The following is a 16,982-nucleotide window of genomic DNA, read 5'->3' as shown; positions in this document are numbered from 1 at the left end:
CCATTCCCGCTGGTGGCCTAAGCTCAGATCTTCGATGGGTCGAGGATGACAGCGTTCAGATCCTGATATTCCTCGCAAGCCGTGCCGCAGATCGTCTTGATCGTGTTCAATTGCTCCTTTGCGAGATCGAGCCGGCCCTTGATGACATAGGCTTCGCCGAGATATTCACGGACCTTGGCGTATTGCGGATCCATTTTCACCGATTGCAGGTAGTAGGAGATGCCTTCGTCGGTGCGCCCGAGCTTGCGGGTGGCGTAACCGCGATAGTTCAGCACCTCGGCGCTGTTCTGGTCCTTGACGGTATCGAGCATGGCAAGCGCCTCTTCATAACGGCCGGCCTTGGCCAGCGAATAGGCATAGTCGGTACGGTTCTCGTCCGAGACATTGGCGCTCTGCTGCTTGACGCATTTCTTGGTCTTCTGATCGTAGATCTCGCCCTTCTTGCAGGTCGGCATCGTGCTGTTGTCGTTGCCGACAGCAAAGACCGGGCCGGAGAAGAGCGAAGCGGCAAGGCAGCCGCCAAGAAGGACGGACGCGATACGGGCTGTCATGATCGTCATGGAAAAACTCCTCGAAAGTGACGTTGCGGGGAGAGAACACCGCTGCCCTGGGCTTTATTCGCCGGCCTCTCTATTTTCTCCATCACTGCTTCGTGAAGTCCAAAGCCGAATAAATCATCGGGACCGGGTGTTTTCAGCATTGCGCCGGAACGACAAGGAGAATTCCGTGACCGATACCGTCAGTCTCGTCAGCCTCGCCACCGCCACGCCCGAACATATCATCTTCCAAAACCAGGCGGCCGAAGCCTCGGCCCGGCTGTTTGCCGACCGCTACGAGGATTTCCATCATCTAGCCCGCGTCTTCGACAGCGCCGGTATCAACAAGCGCCATGCCGCGCGGCCGCTTGCCTGGTTCGACGAAACGCATGGCTGGCAGGACCGCATGCAGGCCTACGGAGAGGTGGCAGGCGCCCTTTTCGTCGAGGCGGCCAGCGCGGCGCTTCGCCGGGCCGATCTCGGAGCCTGTCATGTCGACTGTATCGTCACGGTCTCTTCCACCGGTTTTACGACGCCGAGCCTTGATGCGCAGCTTGCCCGCCGCATGGGCTTCAGGGCCGATATCGAGCGGGTGCCGGTCTTCGGGCTCGGCTGCGCCGCCGGCGTCTCGGGCTTTGCCATCGCGGCGCGGCTGGCACGGAGCCGGCCGGGCGCCGTCGTGCTTTTCGTCTCGATCGAGCTTTGCACGCTCGCCTTCCGGCTGGACGAGCTGACGCGGCCAAACATCATCGCGACAGCGCTGTTCGGCGACGGCGCGGCCGCCTGCGTGCTCCGCGCCGGCGAAGGCGGACTGGCCCAGGTGGAATCAACAGGCGAGCACCTCTTCCCGGATACGCTCGATATCATGGGCTGGAAGATCGACGATGGCGGCTTCGGCATCGTGCTGGCGCAATCATTGCCGCCCTTCGCCGAACGGGAACTCGCCCCTGCTGTGGCGGCCATTCTGGAGCGCAACGGGCTGAGACCAGCAGATATCGACCGCTTCATCTGCCATCCCGGCGGTATGAAGGTGCTGGCCGCGATGGAGAGCGCGCTTTCACTGACACCTGGCACGCTCGATCACGAACGGGCGGTGCTTGCCGAATATGGCAACATGTCGTCGCCGACCGTGCTGTTCGTGCTGGAGCGGGCAATCCGCGCCGGGCTGCCGGACCGGGCGGCGATGGTCGCCATGGGACCGGGTTTTTCGGCAAGCTGTGTGACGCTGCGGAGGGCGGCGTGATGTGGCCGTCGATCGCGCTCTTGACATTCGTGACGCTGCAGCGGTTGGGCGAGCTCATGCTCGCCCGGCGCAACACCGCCGCCCTTCTCGCCAGAGGCGGCAGGGAGGTCGCCGCGGAGCATTATCCCGTCATGGTGGCGCTGCATGCCGCCTGGATCATCGGCCTTTGGCTGCTGGTGCCGGGCAAGCAGGTTCAACCCTTCTGGTTTTTGCTGTTCATCGGCCTACAGGCGCTGCGGCTCTGGGTGCTGGCAACGCTGAAGGACCGCTGGACGACACGCATCATCGTCCTGCCCGGCGCGCCGCTGGTGAAATCGGGACCCTATCGCCTCCTCCGGCATCCGAACTATGCGATCGTCATCGGCGAGATTGCCGCTCTTCCCTTTGCCTTCGGCCTGCCCGCCTATGCGATCGTCTTCTCGCTTTTCAATGCCGCCATCCTGCATGTGCGCGTAAAGGCCGAAAATGCCGCACTGGAAAGCGCAATGATTTTGAAATAAATGTGATTTTCGTTTGCGCCGCGGGGTCGGCGGAGGCATTTTCAACCTATGACAATGCGGAATGCAGCGGAATGACGAACGCAATCGTGCTCGGCGCCGGTATCGTCGGGGTGTCCACGGCAATTCATCTTCAGCGGCGCGGCCGGCAGGTGACGTTGATCGACCGCAAGGATCCGGGCAGCGAAACCTCCTTCGGCAATGCCGGCCTGATCCAGCGCGAAGGGGTTGCGCCTTACGGCTTCCCCCAGCAGCTCGGCCTGCTGCTGCGTTATGCGCTCAACAACGAAATCGATGCCCATTATCATCTCAGGGCGCTGCCGAGCCAGCTCGCCTTTCTCGCCCGCTACTGGTGGAATTCGAATGCCCGGCGCCACGCGGTCATCACACGGGCTTATGCACCGCTGATCGAAAACTCGGTTGCCGAGCACAAGGACCTGATCGAGGCCTCGCAGGCACAGGCGCTGATCCGCAAGGACGGTTGGATAAAAATCTTCCGGACGGAGGCGATGCGCGACGAGGCCCTCGCCGAGGCCGCGATTTGGCAGAGCGAATTCGGCGTGACCTATGACAGCCTGACGTCGGCCGATATCGCCCGCATGGAACCCGATATTACCGTCCCTTTTGCCGGCGGTATCCGCTGGCGCGATCCCTGGTCGGTGCTCGATCCGCATGCGCTGACAGCAGCCTACCGCCGCTATTTCGAAAGCCTCGGCGGACGCTTCGTCACGGGCGACGCCGCTTCGCTCGGCCAGTTCGGCAGTGGCTGGAAGATCATGACCAGCGAGGGCCCGCTCGAAGCGGAGGACGCGGTCCTGGCGCTCGGCCCCTGGGCAGCCGTCGCGACGCGCCGGCTCGGCTATTCCTTTCCCCTCGGCGTCAAGCGCGGCTATCACATGCATTATGCCGCCAAGGGCAATGCCATGCTCAACAACTGGATCCTCGATGCCGAACGCGGTTATTTGCTGGCACCGATGAACCGCGGCATCCGCCTGACGACCGGGGCGGAGTTCGCAAGGCTTGACGCACCGAAGACACCGGTGCAGCTCGACCGGGCCGAAGCCGTAGCGCGTAGCATTTTTCCTCTCGGAGGAAGGCTCGATTCCGAACCATGGATGGGTGCGCGCCCCTGCACATCAGACATGATGCCCGTCATCGGCAAGGCGCCGCGCCATCAGGGCCTATGGTTCGCCTTCGGACACGCCCATCATGGGCTGACGCTCGGGCCGGTGACCGGCCGCGTGCTTGCGGAACTCATCACCGGCGAGACGCCGTTCATCGATATTTCGGCTTACTCGCCGCAGCGCTTCAGGCCATAACACCCAGGCTGGAGAGACCCCTGAGGGCCGTTGCCGCAATGCCTTCGATGGTGTCGCCGATATCGACGGTGACGATACCGGGTTCGCCTGTCGGCACCTCGAGTGTCGCCAGCTGACTTTCGAGCAGCGAAACCGGCATGAAATGCCCCTTGCGCTCGCCCATGCGCTTGGTCAGCAGCGCCTTCGATCCTTCGAGGTAGACGAAGAGCAGATTGCCGCCGGCAGCAGCCCTCAGCCTGTCACGATAGATGCGCTTCAGCGCCGAACAGGAGACGATGATGCCTTCTCCTTTGTCCAGGGAAGCCTGCATGCGTTTGCCGATCAGTTCGAGCCACGGCATCCGGTCCTCATCAGTCAACGGAATGCCCTTCGACATCTTCTCCACATTGGAAGCCGGATGAAGCGCATCACCTTCAACGAAGTGGAGGTGCAAGGCCTCAGCGAGTTTCTCGCCGACCGAGGACTTACCGCAGCCGCTGACCCCCATGACGATGATCGCATGGGGTTTGTTGATCCGATCGTCCTGCATGTTTCCTCTCAAACGGCGGCTTCCGCTCAGTCGAGCGGGAAATGACAGGCATATTGTTGTGCGCCTTCTCCACTTAATTCGGGAGAAACCTGGCGACAATAGTCCTGCGCCTTCCAGCAACGCGGGTTGAAGTGGCAGCCGGACGGCGGCTTCAGCGGCGACGGCAGTTCGCCCTGCAGCCGGATGCGGGTCTTCTCGCGCTCGGGGTCGGCGATCGGGGTCGCCGACAGCAGGGCGGCCGTATAGGGATGGCGCGGCCGGGCGAAGACTTCGGCGGCGGGACCGGTTTCGATCGGGCGACCCAGATACATCACCATTATCTCGTCGGCGATGTGGTGGACCACCGAGAGGCCGTGCGAGATGAAGAGGTAAGCAAGGCCCATCTCCTTCTGCAGGTCCAGAAGCAAGTTCAGCACCTGCGCCTGGATCGACAGATCAAGGGCCGAAACTGGCTCGTCGAGCACCAGAACCTTCGGCCGCAGCATCAACGCGCGGGCAATGGCGATGCGCTGGCGCTGGCCGCCGGAGAACATATGAGGGTAGCGGCCGTGATGCTCCGGGCGCAGGCCGACACGGGCCATCATCTCCTCCACCTTGCGGCGGCGGGCGCTGGCATCGAGATCGGTATTGATCTTCAGCGGTTCTTCCAGGATCGCACCGACCTTCTGGCGCGGATTGAGCGAACCGTAGGGATTCTGGAAGACGATCTGCACCTGGCTGCGCAGGCTGCGGTCGCCGACACGCGCGGGCCTGCCGTCGATCAGCAACTCGCCGGCCGTCGGATCTTCGATCATCGTGACCAGACGGGCAAGTGTCGACTTGCCGCAGCCGGATTCGCCGATGACGGCAAGGGTCTTGCCGGAATGGAGGCTGAAGCTGACGCCGTTCAGCGCCTTGACCGTGGCGTCGGCTTTGAAGAGACCGCGGTTAACGGTGTAGAAACGGGCGAGATCCCTGCCCTCGAGAACAGCGCCCGTCATACCAGGTCTCCTGCAGTTTCAACGCGCATGACACCGGGATGGCCCAGCGGCTTGCCGTCCTTCAGTGGATAGTTGCACAGCGCCCGTCCGAGTTCAGGCCCCTGGCGCACGACGCCGCGTTCGCATTCGACCGTGGCATAGCCGCAGCGAGGAGCGAACAGACAGCCCGTCGGGCGGCCATGCTGGCCGGGAACGACGCCGGCGATCGATGGAAGGCGCTGGCCGACTTCGGCGCGCTCCGGCAAGGCGGCAAGCAGGGCTGCCGTATAGGGGTGGTGTGGATCTCGGAACAGCGCCGTGACCGGCTGCTCCTCGACCTTCTGACCGGCATATTGCACCTGCACGCGCTCGGCGGTTTCGGCGACGACACCCATGTCGTGGGTGATCAGCACCAGCGCCATGCCCTGCTCCTTCTGCAGGCGCACGAGTAGATCGAGGATCTGCGCCTGGATCGTCACGTCGAGTGCGGTCGTCGGCTCGTCGGCGATCAGGAGCTTCGGATTGCAGGCGAGCGCCATGGCGATCATGACGCGCTGGCTCATGCCGCCCGACATCTGATGCGGGAAGTTCGACAGGCGATCTTCCGGCGCCGGAATGCCGACGAGGCTCAGGAGTTCGATCGACCGTTCGCGGCGCTCCTTCCGGTTGAGACCCATATGGACGCGCAGGGTCTCGCCCAGCTGGAAACCGACGGTGAAGCACGGGTTCAGGCTCGACATCGGCTCCTGGAAGATCATCGCCATCTCCTTGCCGACGATCCGGCGGCGCTGGCGGCCGGAGATGCCGCGCAGATCCTTGCCATCGAACTGCATGCGGTCGGCGGTGATCCTCGCCGTCCACGGCAGCAGCCCCATCAGGGCCAGCATGGCGACGGATTTGCCGGAGCCGGATTCACCGACGACAGAGAGGATCTCACCCTTGTCGCAGGTGAGCGACACGCCGTCGACGGCGCGGAAAAGACCGGAGGACGTCTGGAATTCGACAGTCAGATTTTCGATTTCGAGGAGCGGCATCACGACCTCTTCAGTTTGGGGTCAAGCGCATCGCGCAGGCCGTCACCCATCAGGTTGATGGCGAGAACGGTGATGAGGATGGCAAGACCCGGAAATGTCACGACCCACCAGGCACGCGAGATGAATTCGCGGGACTCGGCGAGCATGGTGCCCCATTCGGGTGTCGGCGGCTGAGCGCCCATACCGAGAAAGCCGAGGGCGGCGGCATCGAGAATCGCCGCCGAGAAGGCAAGCGTCGCCTGAACGATCAGCGGCCCGAGACAGTTCGGAAGGATCGTCTTGAACATCAAGCGGAGCGTGCCCGCGCCGGCGACGCGCGAGGCGATCACATATTCCTTCTCACGCTCGGAAATGACCGAGGCTCGGGTCAACCGCACGAAATGCGGCTGGTTAACCAGCGAAATCGCGATCATCGCATTGGTAAGGCCGGGACCGAGGACGGCCACCAGCACGAGCGCGAGCAGCAGCGACGGAAAGGCCAGGATAATGTCCATCAGGCGCATGATGGCGGTATCGATCCGGCCGCGGAAATAGCCGGCGACGAGGCCGATCAGGACACCACATATGACCGAAAGCGTGACGACGACGACGCCGATGAAGAGCGAGAAGCGCGCGCCATAGATCAGGCGCGAGAGGATATCGCGGCCGACGGCATCCGTTCCGAGCGGAAAGGAGGCGTGGCCTCCTTCCATCCAGGCCGGCACTGCCAAGAGCACTTCACGATTCTGCTCGTTCGGCGCATGCGGCGCAAAGACCGGTGCAAAGATCGCAACGACGAGGATGATGACAAAAACAACGAGGCCGATGACGGCGCCCTTGTTGCGGGAAAAATAATGCCAGAATTCCGCAAGAGCGGATGGCTGGCCGGTTTTGACGGTGACCGTGCTCATGGACCGCTCCTAGTGACGAATGCGCGGATTGATGAAGCCGTAGAGGACGTCAACAATCAGATTCACCAGCATGATGACGCCGGCGATCAGGAGAAGGCCGCCCTGGACCACCGCGTAATCACGCTTGAACACCGAATCGACCATCCATTTGCCGATGCCCGGCCAGGAGAAGATCGTCTCGGTGAGGATGGCGCCTGCAAGAAGGACACCGATCTGCAGGCCAATCGTGGTGATGACGGGGATCATTGCATTGCGCAGTGCATGCACGCCGACGACGCGCAGCGGCTTCAAACCTTTCGAGCGTGCGGTGCGGACATAGTCCTCGCCGAGAACCTCGAGCATGGCCGAGCGCGTCTGGCGGGCGATGACGGCGAGCGGGATGGTCGCCAGCACGATGGTCGGCAGAATGAGATAGCTGACGGCCGAAGCAAAGGCCCCTTTCTGACCTGACAGCAGGCTGTCGATCAGCATGAAGCCGGTCACCGGCTTGAAGAAATACATCAGCGAAATGCGGCCCGATACCGGGGTCCAGCCGAGATAGCCGGAGAAGAAGATGATGAGCAGCAGACCCCACCAGAAAATCGGCATGGAATAGCCGATCAGGGCCACACCCATTACGCTCTGGTCGAACCACGTGCCTCGCTTGACGGCGGCAAAGACGCCGGCGGGCACGCCAAGACAGACGGCGAGGATGATGGCGCATAGGGAAAGTTCCAGTGTTGCCGGAAACAGCGTCAGGAATTCGCCGAGGACGGGCCGCTTGGTGACGATCGAGGTGCCGAGATCGCCCTGCAGCACTTTTCCGAGATAGTCGAAATACTGCATATACATGGGCCGGTCGAAACCCAGATCGTGCATGATCTGGGCGTGCCGCTCCGGCGCCATCACGCGTTCGCCCGAGAGCAGCATGACGGGATCTCCGGGCAGCAGGCGGATGAACGAGAATGCAATCAGGGAAACGCCGAGAAATGTCGGGATCAGCACCGCAAGGCGGCCGATAAAAAAACGCAACATGGCAGATGTCCAATAGTTTCCGGCGGTCAGGAGGTCCTGACCGCCGGCTGCGCCCAGCTATGCCGGGCATTCTTACATTATTCTTGTTATTCGGATACGTCGACGCCGTCGAAACGGTGAATGCCGAGCGGGTCCATCTTGAAGCCCGAGACCTTCTTGCTCATCGGAACGAAGACGAGCGAATGGTCGAGGGTTGCCCAGGGGGCTTCCTTCTTGAAGATCAGCTGCGCCTGCTCATAGGCCTTTGTGCGCTCGCCGACATCGGCCGTCAGCTTCGCCTTGGTCATGAGGTCGTCGTATTCCTTGTTGCACCACTGAGCGCGGTTGTTGCCGCCGACGGCATCGCAGCCGAGCAGCGTATCCATGAAGTTGTCGGGGTCGCCATTGTCGCCGGTCCAGCCGAGAATGACGGCGCCGTCGCGCTTCACGTCTGAGGAGAGCTTCAGATACTCGGCCCATTCATGCGTGACGATCTCGACCTTGACGCCGATCTTCGCGAAGTCGGCCTGGATCAGTTCGGCAGCGCGGCGGGCATTCAGCATGTAGGGCCGCGACACCGGCATCGCCCAGACCTTCATGCTGAGATCCTTGACGCCGGCCTCGGCCAGAGCCTTCTTGGCTGCGTCCGGATCGTACTTCTCGTCCTGAACGGCGTCGTTATAAGACCACATGGTCGGCGGGATCGGGTTCTTGGCAACGGTGGCCGCACCCTGGAAGACCGCGTCGACGATCGCCTGCTTGTTGATCGCCGAATTCAGTGCGCGGCGGACTTCCGGCTTGTCGAAGGGCGCCATCTGCGTGTTGTAGGCAAGGTAGCTGACGTTGAGGCCGGGCTGCTCCAGGACGGTCAGATTTTCATCCTTCTTCAGTTCGGGAACATCGGCGGCATTCGGATAAGGGATCAGGTGGCATTCGCCGGCCTTCAGCTTCTGAGCGCGCACGGCAGCGTCAGAAGTGATGGCGAAAACCAGATCGTCGATCTTTTCCTTGCCCTTGAAATAGGTTTCGTTCGCTTTGTAGCGGATGACGGCATCCGGCTGATAGGCGACGAAGGTGTAGGGGCCGGTGCCGAGCGGCTGCTGGTTCAGCTGCGCCATCTTGCCGTCGGCGGCAAGCTTGTCGGCATATTCCTTGGACATGATGGAAGCGAAGTCCATGGCGAGGTCGGCCAGGAACGGCGCTTCGGGATGGTTGAGCGTGAACTTTACCGTAAGGTCATCGACCTTCTCGACCGACTTGATCAGTTCCGGGAAGCCCATGCCGGCGGCGTATTCGTAAGAACCGCCCTCGACATACTTGTTCCACGGATTGTCGGACTTCAGCTGGCGCTCGAAGGAGAACACGACGTCGTCAGCGTTGAAATCGCGCGTCGGCGTGAAGAAGTCGGTGGTCTGGAACTTGACGCCGGGATGAAGCTTGAAGGTGTATTCCTTGCCGTCGTCCGAAACGCTCCAGCTGTCGGCCAAACCAGGTTCGATCTCGGTGCCGCCATGCTTGAATTCGACGAGGCGGCTGTAGACGGTGCGCGAGGACGCGTCGAAGGTCGTGCCTGCGGTATAGAGGCTCGGGTCAAAGCCTTCCGGCGAACCCTCGGAGCAATAAACAAGGGTCTTGGACCAGGCGGACGTCGCCATGACCGAAATCAGGGCCGTCGCTGCCAGCATGACAGAGATCTTTTTCATAATATTGTTTCCCGGTTGTTCTTTTTTGATGTCTGGAGACCCGTAGGCATCCCGATCGACGGTCGATGGAACGACATTTATCTACTGAAAGCAACGGCCTACGGAGAAAATTTTTCCAGCTGGACAATTTTAGAAATTTTTGGTCAAAAATCAGCCTTATTCGGAAATATTCAGACAAAAACGTCCGGGATTTCGTCGCATTTTGGATAATTGCGCCCTCTCAGCAGCGCATGTTGGACATTTCAGCACCCTTATGTGCAAGCGGATGGCCCAAACAAAAACCGCGATCGCCGAGCAACCGCGGTTTCATAAGTCAGACGTGTTTCTTGAAATCAGGCGGCGGGGGCAACAGCCGCCGGCTTGCGGTAGTGCTGCTCGCCGGTAATTCCCAGCAGGAAATTGATCTGAGGACGGGCCTTGACGAGGTCGTCGATCGAATATTCCGAGAGCACGGCGAAGAACGCGTTCAGCGCCTTGCGCAGTGCCGAGTTCAAGCCACAGCTGTCGACCAGCGGGCATTCGACCATGCCGTCGTCTTCGAAGCATTCGGCCATGGCGAAACTATCTTCCGTCACCCGCACGACATCGAAGAGTGTGATCTCAGCCGCCGGTTTTCCCAGGCGCACGCCGCCGTTTCTGCCGCGCACGGTTTCGACCAGACCCGCCTTATTCAACGGCTGCAGGATCTTGAAAAGAAAGAGTTCGGAAACCCCGTAGGCCTTAGCAATTTCCGGAATCCGGCTCAGCTGCCCTTCGTTGGCAGCACAATACATCAACATGCGAACCGCATAGTTGGTCTGCTTCGTCAACCGCATGCCGATCTCCTGACTCGTGCCTGTTCAGATGTATATAGGCGGTTTGGCAGTTTTGAACAATTCCAAAATATGAAATTCGTATTCAGCTTATGAGGCCATTTGCCGGGACATCAATCCTGCTCCGCGATCGTCTGGTTATAGTCCAAAATGGCCTGCCAACGCTCAAATGAAACGGGGGCCCGAAGGCCCCCGCATTGTAGTTCGACCTGTCGCGCAGATCACTTCATGGTCGGCATGACGAACTCGGCGCCGCTCTTGATGCCGGAGGGCCAGCGCGCGGTGACCGTCTTTGTCTTCGTCCAGAACTTGATCGAATCCGTGCCGTGCTGGTTGAGGTCGCCGAAGCTTGAGGCCTTCCAGCCGCCGAAGGAGTGGTAGGCGAGCGGAACCGGGATCGGAACGTTGATGCCGATCATGCCGATATTGATGCGTGAGGCAAAATCGCGGGCAGCGTCGCCGTCGCGGGTATAGATCGCGACGCCGTTGCCATATTCGTGCTTCATCGGCAGCGACAGCGCTTCCTCATAGTTTTGGGCGCGAACGACGGAAAGGACAGGTCCGAAGATCTCGGTCTTGTAGATGTCCATCTCAGGCGTGACGTGGTCGAACAGGCAGCCGCCGACGAAATAACCGTCTTCATAGCCCTGGAGCTTGAAGTCGCGGCCATCGACCACGAGCTTGGCGCCTTCCTCGACGCCACGGTCGATGAGGCCGCGAACGCGGTTATAGGCTTCCTTGGTGACGAGCGGGCCCATGTCGGCCTTGTCGTCGGTATAGGGGCCGATGCGCAGCGATTCGATCTTCGGCGTCAGCTTCTCGACGAGGCGGTTGGCGGTTTCTTCGCCGACTGGAACGGCAACCGAGATCGCCATGCAGCGCTCGCCGGCCGAACCATAGCCTGCGCCCATCAGCGCGTTGACGGCCTGATCCATATCGGCATCCGGCATGATGATCATGTGGTTCTTGGCGCCGCCGAAGCACTGGGCACGCTTGCCGTTCATGGCTGCCGTGCCGTAGACGTAGCGGGCGATCGGCGTGGAGCCGACGAAGGAAACGGCGCCGATATCGGGATCGGTGAGGATCGCGTCGACGGCGCCCTTGTCGCCGTTGACGACGTTGAGGATGCCGGCCGGCAGACCGGCTTCGATCATCAGTTCGGCAAGACGGATCGGCAGGGAGGGATCGCGCTCGGAGGGCTTCAGGATGAAGGCATTGCCGCAGGCGATCGCCGGCGCGAACATCCACATCGGGATCATGCCGGGGAAATTGAAGGGAGTGATGCCGGCGCCGATTCCGACCGGCTGGCGGATCGAATACATGTCGATCGCCGGACCCGCGCCCTCGGTGAACTCACCCTTGGCGAGATGCGGGATGCCGCATACGAATTCGCAGACTTCGAGGCCACGAACGACGTCGCCCTTGGCATCCTCGATCGTCTTGCCGTGTTCTTTCGAAATCAATTCGGCAAGTTCGTCCATATGCTTGTTCAGGAGCTCGACGAATTTGAAGAAGACGCGAGCGCGGCGCTGCGGGTTGGTGGCAGCCCATTTCGGCTGTGCGGCCTTGGCGTTCTCGACGGCGGCGCGAAGCTCCTCCACGCTGGCGAGGGCGACGGTCGCCTGCACTTCGCCGGTCGCCGGATTGTAGACGTTGCTGACGCGGCCGCTGGTGCCGGCGACCTGCTTGCCGCCGATGAAATGTCCGATCTCACGCATGGATGTTCCTCCTGTTTGGATGGGCCTATAATCGCACTTCAATTTGCACAAATCAACGCGTTGATATAAGCAACCGTTGTGCGCATTTTATAGTTCCGGGCAGGCGCTGCTTGCTCCCAAACTTGGCCCGGCCTGCGGACAAGTCAAACTCAGGAAGGGTCGGTCGATGAGCCAAAATCCTGTCGTGCGAATGGCGGAGCTGGAGATCGCCGCCGAGAGGCTCGACGACTATCGGACGTTGCTTGCGGAGGAAATCGAGGCTTCGGTCGCGCTGGAAGACGGCGTCCTTTCGCTCAGCGCCGTTTCCATGCGCCAGGTTCCAAACCGCGTTCGCATTCTCGAAGTTTACGCCGACCAAAAGGCCTATGAGGCCCATCTGCGGACACCGCATTTCCTCAAATACAAAAAGGAGACGGCCGGCATGGTGACGTCGCTGACGCTTATCGACGTCGATCCGATTGCAATGCGGGCCAAGTGATGAACTGGGATGACGTTCGCATTTTCCTGGCCGTCGCCCGAACCGGACAGATCCTTGCCGCTTCGAAGCGCCTGGGGCTCAACCACGCCACGCTTTCGCGCCGGCTGACGTCGCTCGAAGACGCGCTGAAGACGCGGCTCTTCGTGCGCCGCACGAACGGCTGCGAGCTGACGGCCGAAGGCGGCATTTTCCTTAACGCCGCCGAGCGGATGGAAACCGAAATGCTCGCGGCGCAGGCCAATCTCGGCCACACCGACACGGCGATCGCCGGGACGGTGCGCGTCGGCGCGCCCGATGGTTTCGGCGTCTCCTTTCTTGCACCGCGCATGGGCAGGCTGATCGAGCGCCACCCAGCGCTGAAGATCCAGCTCGTGCCCGTGCCGCGCTCCTTCTCGCTGTCGCAGCGTGAGGCCGATATCGCCATCACGCTGGAACGTCCCGAACAGGGCCGGCTCGTCTCCTCCAAGCTGACGGACTATACACTTGGTCTCTATGCCTCACGCGACTACCTCGGCTCAAACGGAAGACCCGGCGATGTGGAGGCACTGAAGGCGCATCCGCGCATCGGCTATGTCGAGGATCTGATCTTCACCGCCTCGCTGAATTTCTCCGGCGAGGTAATGCGCAGCTGGGACGCCGGCTTCGAAATTTCGACGGCGATCGGCCAGACGGAGGCGGTGCGATCAGGCGCCGGCATCGGCATCCTGCATGATTATATCGCCCGGCAATATCCGGAACTGCAGCGCATCCTGCCTGACATTTCGATCCGGCGCGCCTATTGGACAACCTATCACGAAACGGCTCGCGACCTCGTGCGCGTCCGCAGCGTCGTCGATTTCCTGCAGGAACTCGTCGGCGCCGAGCGCCACATCTTCCTTTAAGTCGCCGAAACGTGCTTGGCCGGCTCGTCGTTTTCATCGGGATTGGGGACCGGCGCTTCATCGGGAAGTCGGTCCGGCTCCGGCTCGGTGATCGGCGGCACCGGCTTCCAGCCGGGTGCCGGCATTGGCGGCTGATCGGGAATGGGTTCGTTGGGCACGGACATGACCGCCTCCCTTTTATGTTTGCGATGTTCGTGGGACTATTTGTCCGACTTCAGCGTCTCGGCAGCTCGCATCGGCATGCTGTCGATAATGGCGAAGAGCTAGCCACTGATGATCGGCTCGCTGACCTTGAGTAGTCCGTCCTTGCCGACAAGGAAGGCGGCGAATTCACCCGTCTCCGGCGCATCGAGATCGCGGCGGATCACTTCGTCGTTGAGGCCATCGGCAGCGCCGAAAAGCGCCCGCACCTTGCCGCCCGAGACCTTCAGCACCACCATGTCGCGCTCATCGAGCGGTCGGCCAGCAGCTGGTTTTCCTGGCGCGCCGCGCGGGCATTGTCCCTGTCGGCGAAAAGAATGAACACACGATTCTTCCACTGGAAAGCGGCCAGGCTTTCGATTGGCGAATAGGCGCCGTTCGTCTCGTCGATCTTGGTCGCGCCGTAGAGCAGGGTTTTCGACATGCGTATTCTCCCGTCACCTTGGAGAACGGTCCGAGATGGCACGGGTTCCATCCAGACGACGGGGATCTAATTTTCATTCTGATGGCGGGGCGGTTGTTACGGCTGAGTGGGATTTTGAACCTGTCGAGTTTCTTGAGCGGCCCCAGGCTAAGCTGCGGTGACAAATAAGTTTCGGAGGAGTAGATCAGTTCAACACTGCCTCTTGGAGGTCAGGCAGTAACATCCATGCTGTAGCGGATGCCCTCGGGCTGCCAGTTCGTTACCATCTCGGCCCAGGAAAGCAGAACGATATGGGTCTGGTCTGCGATCTCGTTTGGAGACTACCGGCCAAACAGGTGCTCGCCGATCGCGCTCACGATGCCGACAGCATGCATCAGATCCTCCTTCATCTGGGTGGTGAACCGCTCATTCCTCCGCGACGCCGCTGCAAGCATCAGCATCGCTTGCAAGCAGCGCTGGGGCGTCGAGAGAAACAATGGCGTCGCCTCGCCATACGCTATGACAAACTCGCAACCAATTTTGTCGGCTTCGTCTAGCCGGCTCATGCCTCATACTTTGGCCCGAATTAATGACATTTCAGCCTGAGGCATCCAAAATCCAATCGGTGCCGCCGCATCTAGACCTTCGAACCCCTGTCTGCTCTTATGCTTTAACAACATAATTTGGAGGCACAGTTGGCTAGCAATCTGTGGGATACTGAGCATGACATCATCTCCGGCGCGAATTCGTTGGCTTCGATAAACACTCTGTATTTGTTAATGGATAAGGGCCTTATTTCGAGGGAAGACGCCGCCGGTGTTCTCACTAAGACTGCTAATCAGGTTCGCGAAGGTTCCGAGGATGGGCCAGATTCGGAACTAGGCGAACAAGTAGCGCGAAGATTTGAGGCAATGGCTGCTTGGTGTTTAAGTTATAGCCCGAGCAGCTAATCGCGAAGGGGGTACTGCCGAATCCGATCACGCAATCTAACCGTGTTCTCAAAACGTGTGCGGCACATAGTCGACGCATTCGCCTCTTCTGGCTACAAGCTGACGCATGAACGATTCAAACGAACAGCACAAAAAAGACGACCGGCCAGCTAAGCCGCCGCTTCCTAACGGCGAGAAATTTTTCGATCCCTGGGAAGAAGAATTTCGACGAGCATACAAGTCGGACGACAAGACGTTCGAGTATTGAAGCGAAAAGGCGTGCAGGACCCCGTCACGGCCTCGCTACGGCAAGGTGCGCGGATCTGCAATTCAAATCCCGCGCGATCCTGCATCATCGCGGTGCGGCCATCGACGGTGGTTCATCTCGGCGCTGGGGGTCCTGGCCCGCATTGAAAACAGGCCTGGCCTGAATTCACCGTCAGGCTGGCTTTTTGACTCGCGTCCTTCGCTCGCATTACCAGCCTCAACTTTTCCTTTATTGAAGCGGATGCCCGGCGCAGTGTGGGCCGTCGGCCGAGTTTTACATGCTAGCCAAGGCCGTAAGTGAACAACATCTCGCCGTACTAGTCTAAGAGGCGATGCCGAAAATCTGAGCGAGCCCATCATTCCTAGTGCCAGCTTGCCCCTGCGACAATGGCCGTCCAGTCAGAGGTCAATCCCGCGGCCGCGGCCGCGATTGACAGTACGATTGCGCCGTTCAGCGAGGATCTGCTGACTGCTTTCGGTACGCACGGTTTGCTGCAGGACCTTCAGCCTCTCCTGCATCGCGACGAAGGCCTGGCGCTGCGCCTCTGGCAGGTGGTTGATGAGATTCTTGTCGCCACGGACGATGGCATTGCGGCCGAAGCGCTCGTCGAGCGCCTTGCTGACGGCGGCGAACTCCCGGCGGATGTTCGCGTCGAGTGGGGCGACCGATGCGTTTTGCCGATGGCTTTTGTTCCCCGCCCCCGTGGTCAGCCGTGTGAGCGCCTCTTCCGCCAGCTTCGACAGGCCCGGAATAGCAACCGCCATACGTTCCCGCTCTGCCTTGATGGCCTGTCGTTCTGCATCGAAGAGATTGGCATAGGCAGAGCCGAGAGAGCGCAGGCGCGCGGCTGCTTCCGGCACGGCCTGGGCCGCCTCCTTCCGCTCCCGGCCGGAAGCCAGCATCTTGTCCATCAGACGACCAGAGCCGCGTAACGCGCCGTAAGCGGCCGGATCATTGGTCACCGCAGCAGCGATACGCTCGGCAGCAAAGCCTTTGGCAAGCAGTTCCTCGATCTTGCCGACGGCTCCTGCCGGATCGCGCCAGATCGTCCTTGCCGCGTCCGCCAGTGCCGTACGCTGCTGACGGTAAAGGGGAGCCGAGAGAACCCGCGATTGCGCCTCGTCGTCGATCGGTATCTTGAACTCAGTGACAGCGGCAAGCATGGGCAGCACGCTCGCATCCTCCTTGCCTGATCCCTTGCCTTGCTCTTGGTCCGGAACGGCACTGGCTGCCGCGACGATCTTCGAGCGGTCCTGACGTTCGGCCAGATGCTGCGCCTCGGCAAATCGTTTGACGGCTTCAAACAGGTGGGTCAGCTTCTCGCGCTCGCCGACCATCAGATCGTTAGGCATGCGCTCGGCCATGTTGCGCTCGGCAACCGCATCCGCCTTTGCGGTGAAGGCACTCCAGCCGAAGCGGGCAGACAGCGCCTCGCTGACCGCCTTGATCTCTTGCACGACCGTGCGGTCCTTCGCGGCAAGGGCAAAGGCGGTCTTATAAGCATCGTCCCCGCCCCTGTTGCGCACCGCCTCGATCTCCATGAGACGCGCCATGGCGCCTTCGGAGAGTGCCGGGACCGACAATGACAT

At 61.0% G+C, this 16,982-nt stretch carries 16 protein-coding genes and 2 pseudogenes; 6 read left to right on the top strand and 12 right to left on the bottom strand.

Annotated elements, in window-relative coordinates; all coding sequences use genetic code 11:
- Positions 1–23 precede the first annotated feature (23 nt).
- A complete protein-coding gene (locus PH551_RS28385; protein WP_221157711.1) occupies positions 24–560 on the bottom strand; it encodes a tetratricopeptide repeat protein in 537 nt (178 codons plus the stop codon).
- A gap of 166 nt (positions 561–726) precedes the next feature.
- Between PH551_RS28385 and PH551_RS28380 the strand changes: the two genes are divergently transcribed.
- From PH551_RS28380 to PH551_RS28370, 3 genes are all read left to right on the top strand, one after another.
- Positions 727–1,779, top strand: coding sequence for a type III polyketide synthase (locus tag PH551_RS28380; protein ID WP_285195970.1), 1,053 nt, complete (start codon positions 727–729; stop codon positions 1,777–1,779).
- Complete coding sequence (locus tag PH551_RS28375) at positions 1,776–2,279, top strand: isoprenylcysteine carboxyl methyltransferase family protein (protein WP_285195968.1); 504 nt, start codon at positions 1,776–1,778, stop codon at positions 2,277–2,279. Before PH551_RS28380 ends, PH551_RS28375 begins: the two co-directional genes overlap by 4 nt.
- 71 nt (positions 2,280–2,350) lie before the next feature.
- Entirely contained in the window at positions 2,351–3,595 is a 1,245-nt protein-coding gene (locus PH551_RS28370) for an NAD(P)/FAD-dependent oxidoreductase (RefSeq protein WP_285195966.1), read from the top strand.
- On the opposite strand, the gene PH551_RS28365 is transcribed toward PH551_RS28370, so the two are convergent.
- The 8 genes from PH551_RS28365 to PH551_RS28330 form a co-directional block, all read right to left on the bottom strand.
- Complete coding sequence (locus PH551_RS28365) at positions 3,585–4,124, bottom strand: gluconokinase (RefSeq protein WP_285195964.1); 540 nt, start codon at positions 4,122–4,124, stop codon at positions 3,585–3,587. The two genes, PH551_RS28370 and PH551_RS28365, sit on opposite strands and share 11 nt — an antisense overlap.
- 26 nt (positions 4,125–4,150) lie before the next feature.
- On the bottom strand, positions 4,151–5,104 hold the full coding sequence (locus PH551_RS28360) for a peptide ABC transporter ATP-binding protein (protein WP_285195962.1): 954 nt from the start codon (positions 5,102–5,104) through the stop codon (positions 4,151–4,153).
- Positions 5,101–6,117: an ABC transporter ATP-binding protein gene (locus PH551_RS28355; RefSeq protein WP_285195960.1), complete on the bottom strand. Its 1,017-nt coding sequence runs from the start codon at positions 6,115–6,117 to the stop codon at positions 5,101–5,103. Before PH551_RS28355 ends, PH551_RS28360 begins: the two co-directional genes overlap by 4 nt.
- Positions 6,117–7,007 (bottom strand): ABC transporter permease subunit, encoded by an 891-nt coding sequence (locus tag PH551_RS28350; RefSeq protein ID WP_064800740.1) that lies wholly within the window; start codon positions 7,005–7,007, stop codon positions 6,117–6,119. Before PH551_RS28350 ends, PH551_RS28355 begins: the two co-directional genes overlap by 1 nt.
- Before the next feature lie 9 nt (positions 7,008–7,016).
- The gene (locus PH551_RS28345) at positions 7,017–8,021 is read right to left on the bottom strand and encodes an ABC transporter permease subunit (protein ID WP_285195957.1); all 1,005 of its coding nucleotides are present in this window, start codon (positions 8,019–8,021) and stop codon (positions 7,017–7,019) included.
- Between the two features lie 86 nt (positions 8,022–8,107).
- A complete protein-coding gene (locus PH551_RS28340; protein ID WP_097598968.1) occupies positions 8,108–9,703 on the bottom strand; it encodes an ABC transporter substrate-binding protein in 1,596 nt (531 codons plus the stop codon).
- A gap of 332 nt (positions 9,704–10,035) precedes the next feature.
- A complete protein-coding gene (gene rirA, locus PH551_RS28335; protein WP_285195954.1) occupies positions 10,036–10,518 on the bottom strand; it encodes an iron-responsive transcriptional regulator RirA in 483 nt (160 codons plus the stop codon).
- Positions 10,519–10,736: 218 nt separating this feature from the next.
- Positions 10,737–12,233 carry a CoA-acylating methylmalonate-semialdehyde dehydrogenase gene (locus PH551_RS28330; RefSeq protein WP_020920434.1) on the bottom strand — a complete coding sequence of 499 codons (1,497 nt, stop codon included), beginning with the start codon at positions 12,231–12,233 and terminating at the stop codon, positions 10,737–10,739.
- A gap of 166 nt (positions 12,234–12,399) precedes the next feature.
- On the opposite strand from PH551_RS28330, the gene PH551_RS28325 reads away from it, so the two are divergent.
- Positions 12,400–12,711, top strand: a complete 312-nt coding sequence (locus PH551_RS28325) for a putative quinol monooxygenase (RefSeq protein ID WP_285195950.1) — start codon at positions 12,400–12,402, stop codon at positions 12,709–12,711.
- Entirely contained in the window at positions 12,711–13,592 is an 882-nt protein-coding gene (locus PH551_RS28320; RefSeq protein ID WP_285195948.1) for a LysR family transcriptional regulator, read from the top strand. The genes PH551_RS28325 and PH551_RS28320 overlap by 1 nt, the downstream gene beginning before the upstream one ends.
- Here PH551_RS28320 and PH551_RS28315 read toward each other — a convergent pair.
- Both PH551_RS28315 and PH551_RS28310 read right to left on the bottom strand, forming a co-directional pair.
- A complete protein-coding gene (locus tag PH551_RS28315) occupies positions 13,589–13,756 on the bottom strand; it encodes a hypothetical protein (RefSeq protein ID WP_020920431.1) in 168 nt (55 codons plus the stop codon). The genes PH551_RS28320 and PH551_RS28315 overlap by 4 nt on opposite strands.
- A 36-nt stretch (positions 13,757–13,792) precedes the next feature.
- A pseudogene (locus tag PH551_RS28310) lies at positions 13,793–14,217 on the bottom strand (DUF4174 domain-containing protein).
- Positions 14,218–14,429: 212 nt separating this feature from the next.
- On the opposite strand from PH551_RS28310, the pseudogene PH551_RS28305 reads away from it, so the two are divergent.
- Positions 14,430–14,753 (top strand): annotated as a pseudogene (locus PH551_RS28305) (transposase); the annotation flags it as partial.
- A gap of 1,038 nt (positions 14,754–15,791) precedes the next feature.
- Here PH551_RS28305 and PH551_RS28300 read toward each other — a convergent pair.
- A partial coding sequence (locus PH551_RS28300; RefSeq protein ID WP_285195945.1) for a BID domain-containing protein occupies positions 15,792–16,982 on the bottom strand: 1,191 nt, incomplete at its 5' end.

This window comes from Rhizobium atlanticum (genome assembly GCF_030182485.1).
Classification (GTDB): Bacteria; Pseudomonadota; Alphaproteobacteria; order Rhizobiales; family Rhizobiaceae; genus Rhizobium.
The sequence above is the reverse complement of the archived record's forward strand: the minus strand, read 5'-3'. Positions and strand labels throughout refer to the sequence as shown.

Coding starts and splice junctions, on each gene's coding strand:
- PH551_RS28315 (WP_020920431.1), bottom strand. CDS start 13,756: ATGTCCGTGCCCAACGAACCCATTCCCGATCAGCCGCCAATGCCGGCA.
- PH551_RS28320 (WP_285195948.1), top strand. CDS start 12,711: ATGAACTGGGATGACGTTCGCATTTTCCTGGCCGTCGCCCGAACCGGA.
- PH551_RS28345 (WP_285195957.1), bottom strand. CDS start 8,021: ATGTTGCGTTTTTTTATCGGCCGCCTTGCGGTGCTGATCCCGACATTT.
- PH551_RS28355 (WP_285195960.1), bottom strand. CDS start 6,117: ATGCCGCTCCTCGAAATCGAAAATCTGACTGTCGAATTCCAGACGTCC.
- rirA (WP_285195954.1), bottom strand. CDS start 10,518: ATGCGGTTGACGAAGCAGACCAACTATGCGGTTCGCATGTTGATGTAT.
- PH551_RS28370 (WP_285195966.1), top strand. CDS start 2,351: ATGACGAACGCAATCGTGCTCGGCGCCGGTATCGTCGGGGTGTCCACG.
- PH551_RS28325 (WP_285195950.1), top strand. CDS start 12,400: ATGAGCCAAAATCCTGTCGTGCGAATGGCGGAGCTGGAGATCGCCGCC.
- PH551_RS28350 (WP_064800740.1), bottom strand. CDS start 7,007: ATGAGCACGGTCACCGTCAAAACCGGCCAGCCATCCGCTCTTGCGGAA.
- PH551_RS28360 (WP_285195962.1), bottom strand. CDS start 5,104: ATGACGGGCGCTGTTCTCGAGGGCAGGGATCTCGCCCGTTTCTACACC.
- PH551_RS28330 (WP_020920434.1), bottom strand. CDS start 12,233: ATGCGTGAGATCGGACATTTCATCGGCGGCAAGCAGGTCGCCGGCACC.
- PH551_RS28365 (WP_285195964.1), bottom strand. CDS start 4,124: ATGCAGGACGATCGGATCAACAAACCCCATGCGATCATCGTCATGGGG.
- PH551_RS28385 (WP_221157711.1), bottom strand. CDS start 560: ATGACGATCATGACAGCCCGTATCGCGTCCGTCCTTCTTGGCGGCTGC.
- PH551_RS28340 (WP_097598968.1), bottom strand. CDS start 9,703: ATGAAAAAGATCTCTGTCATGCTGGCAGCGACGGCCCTGATTTCGGTC.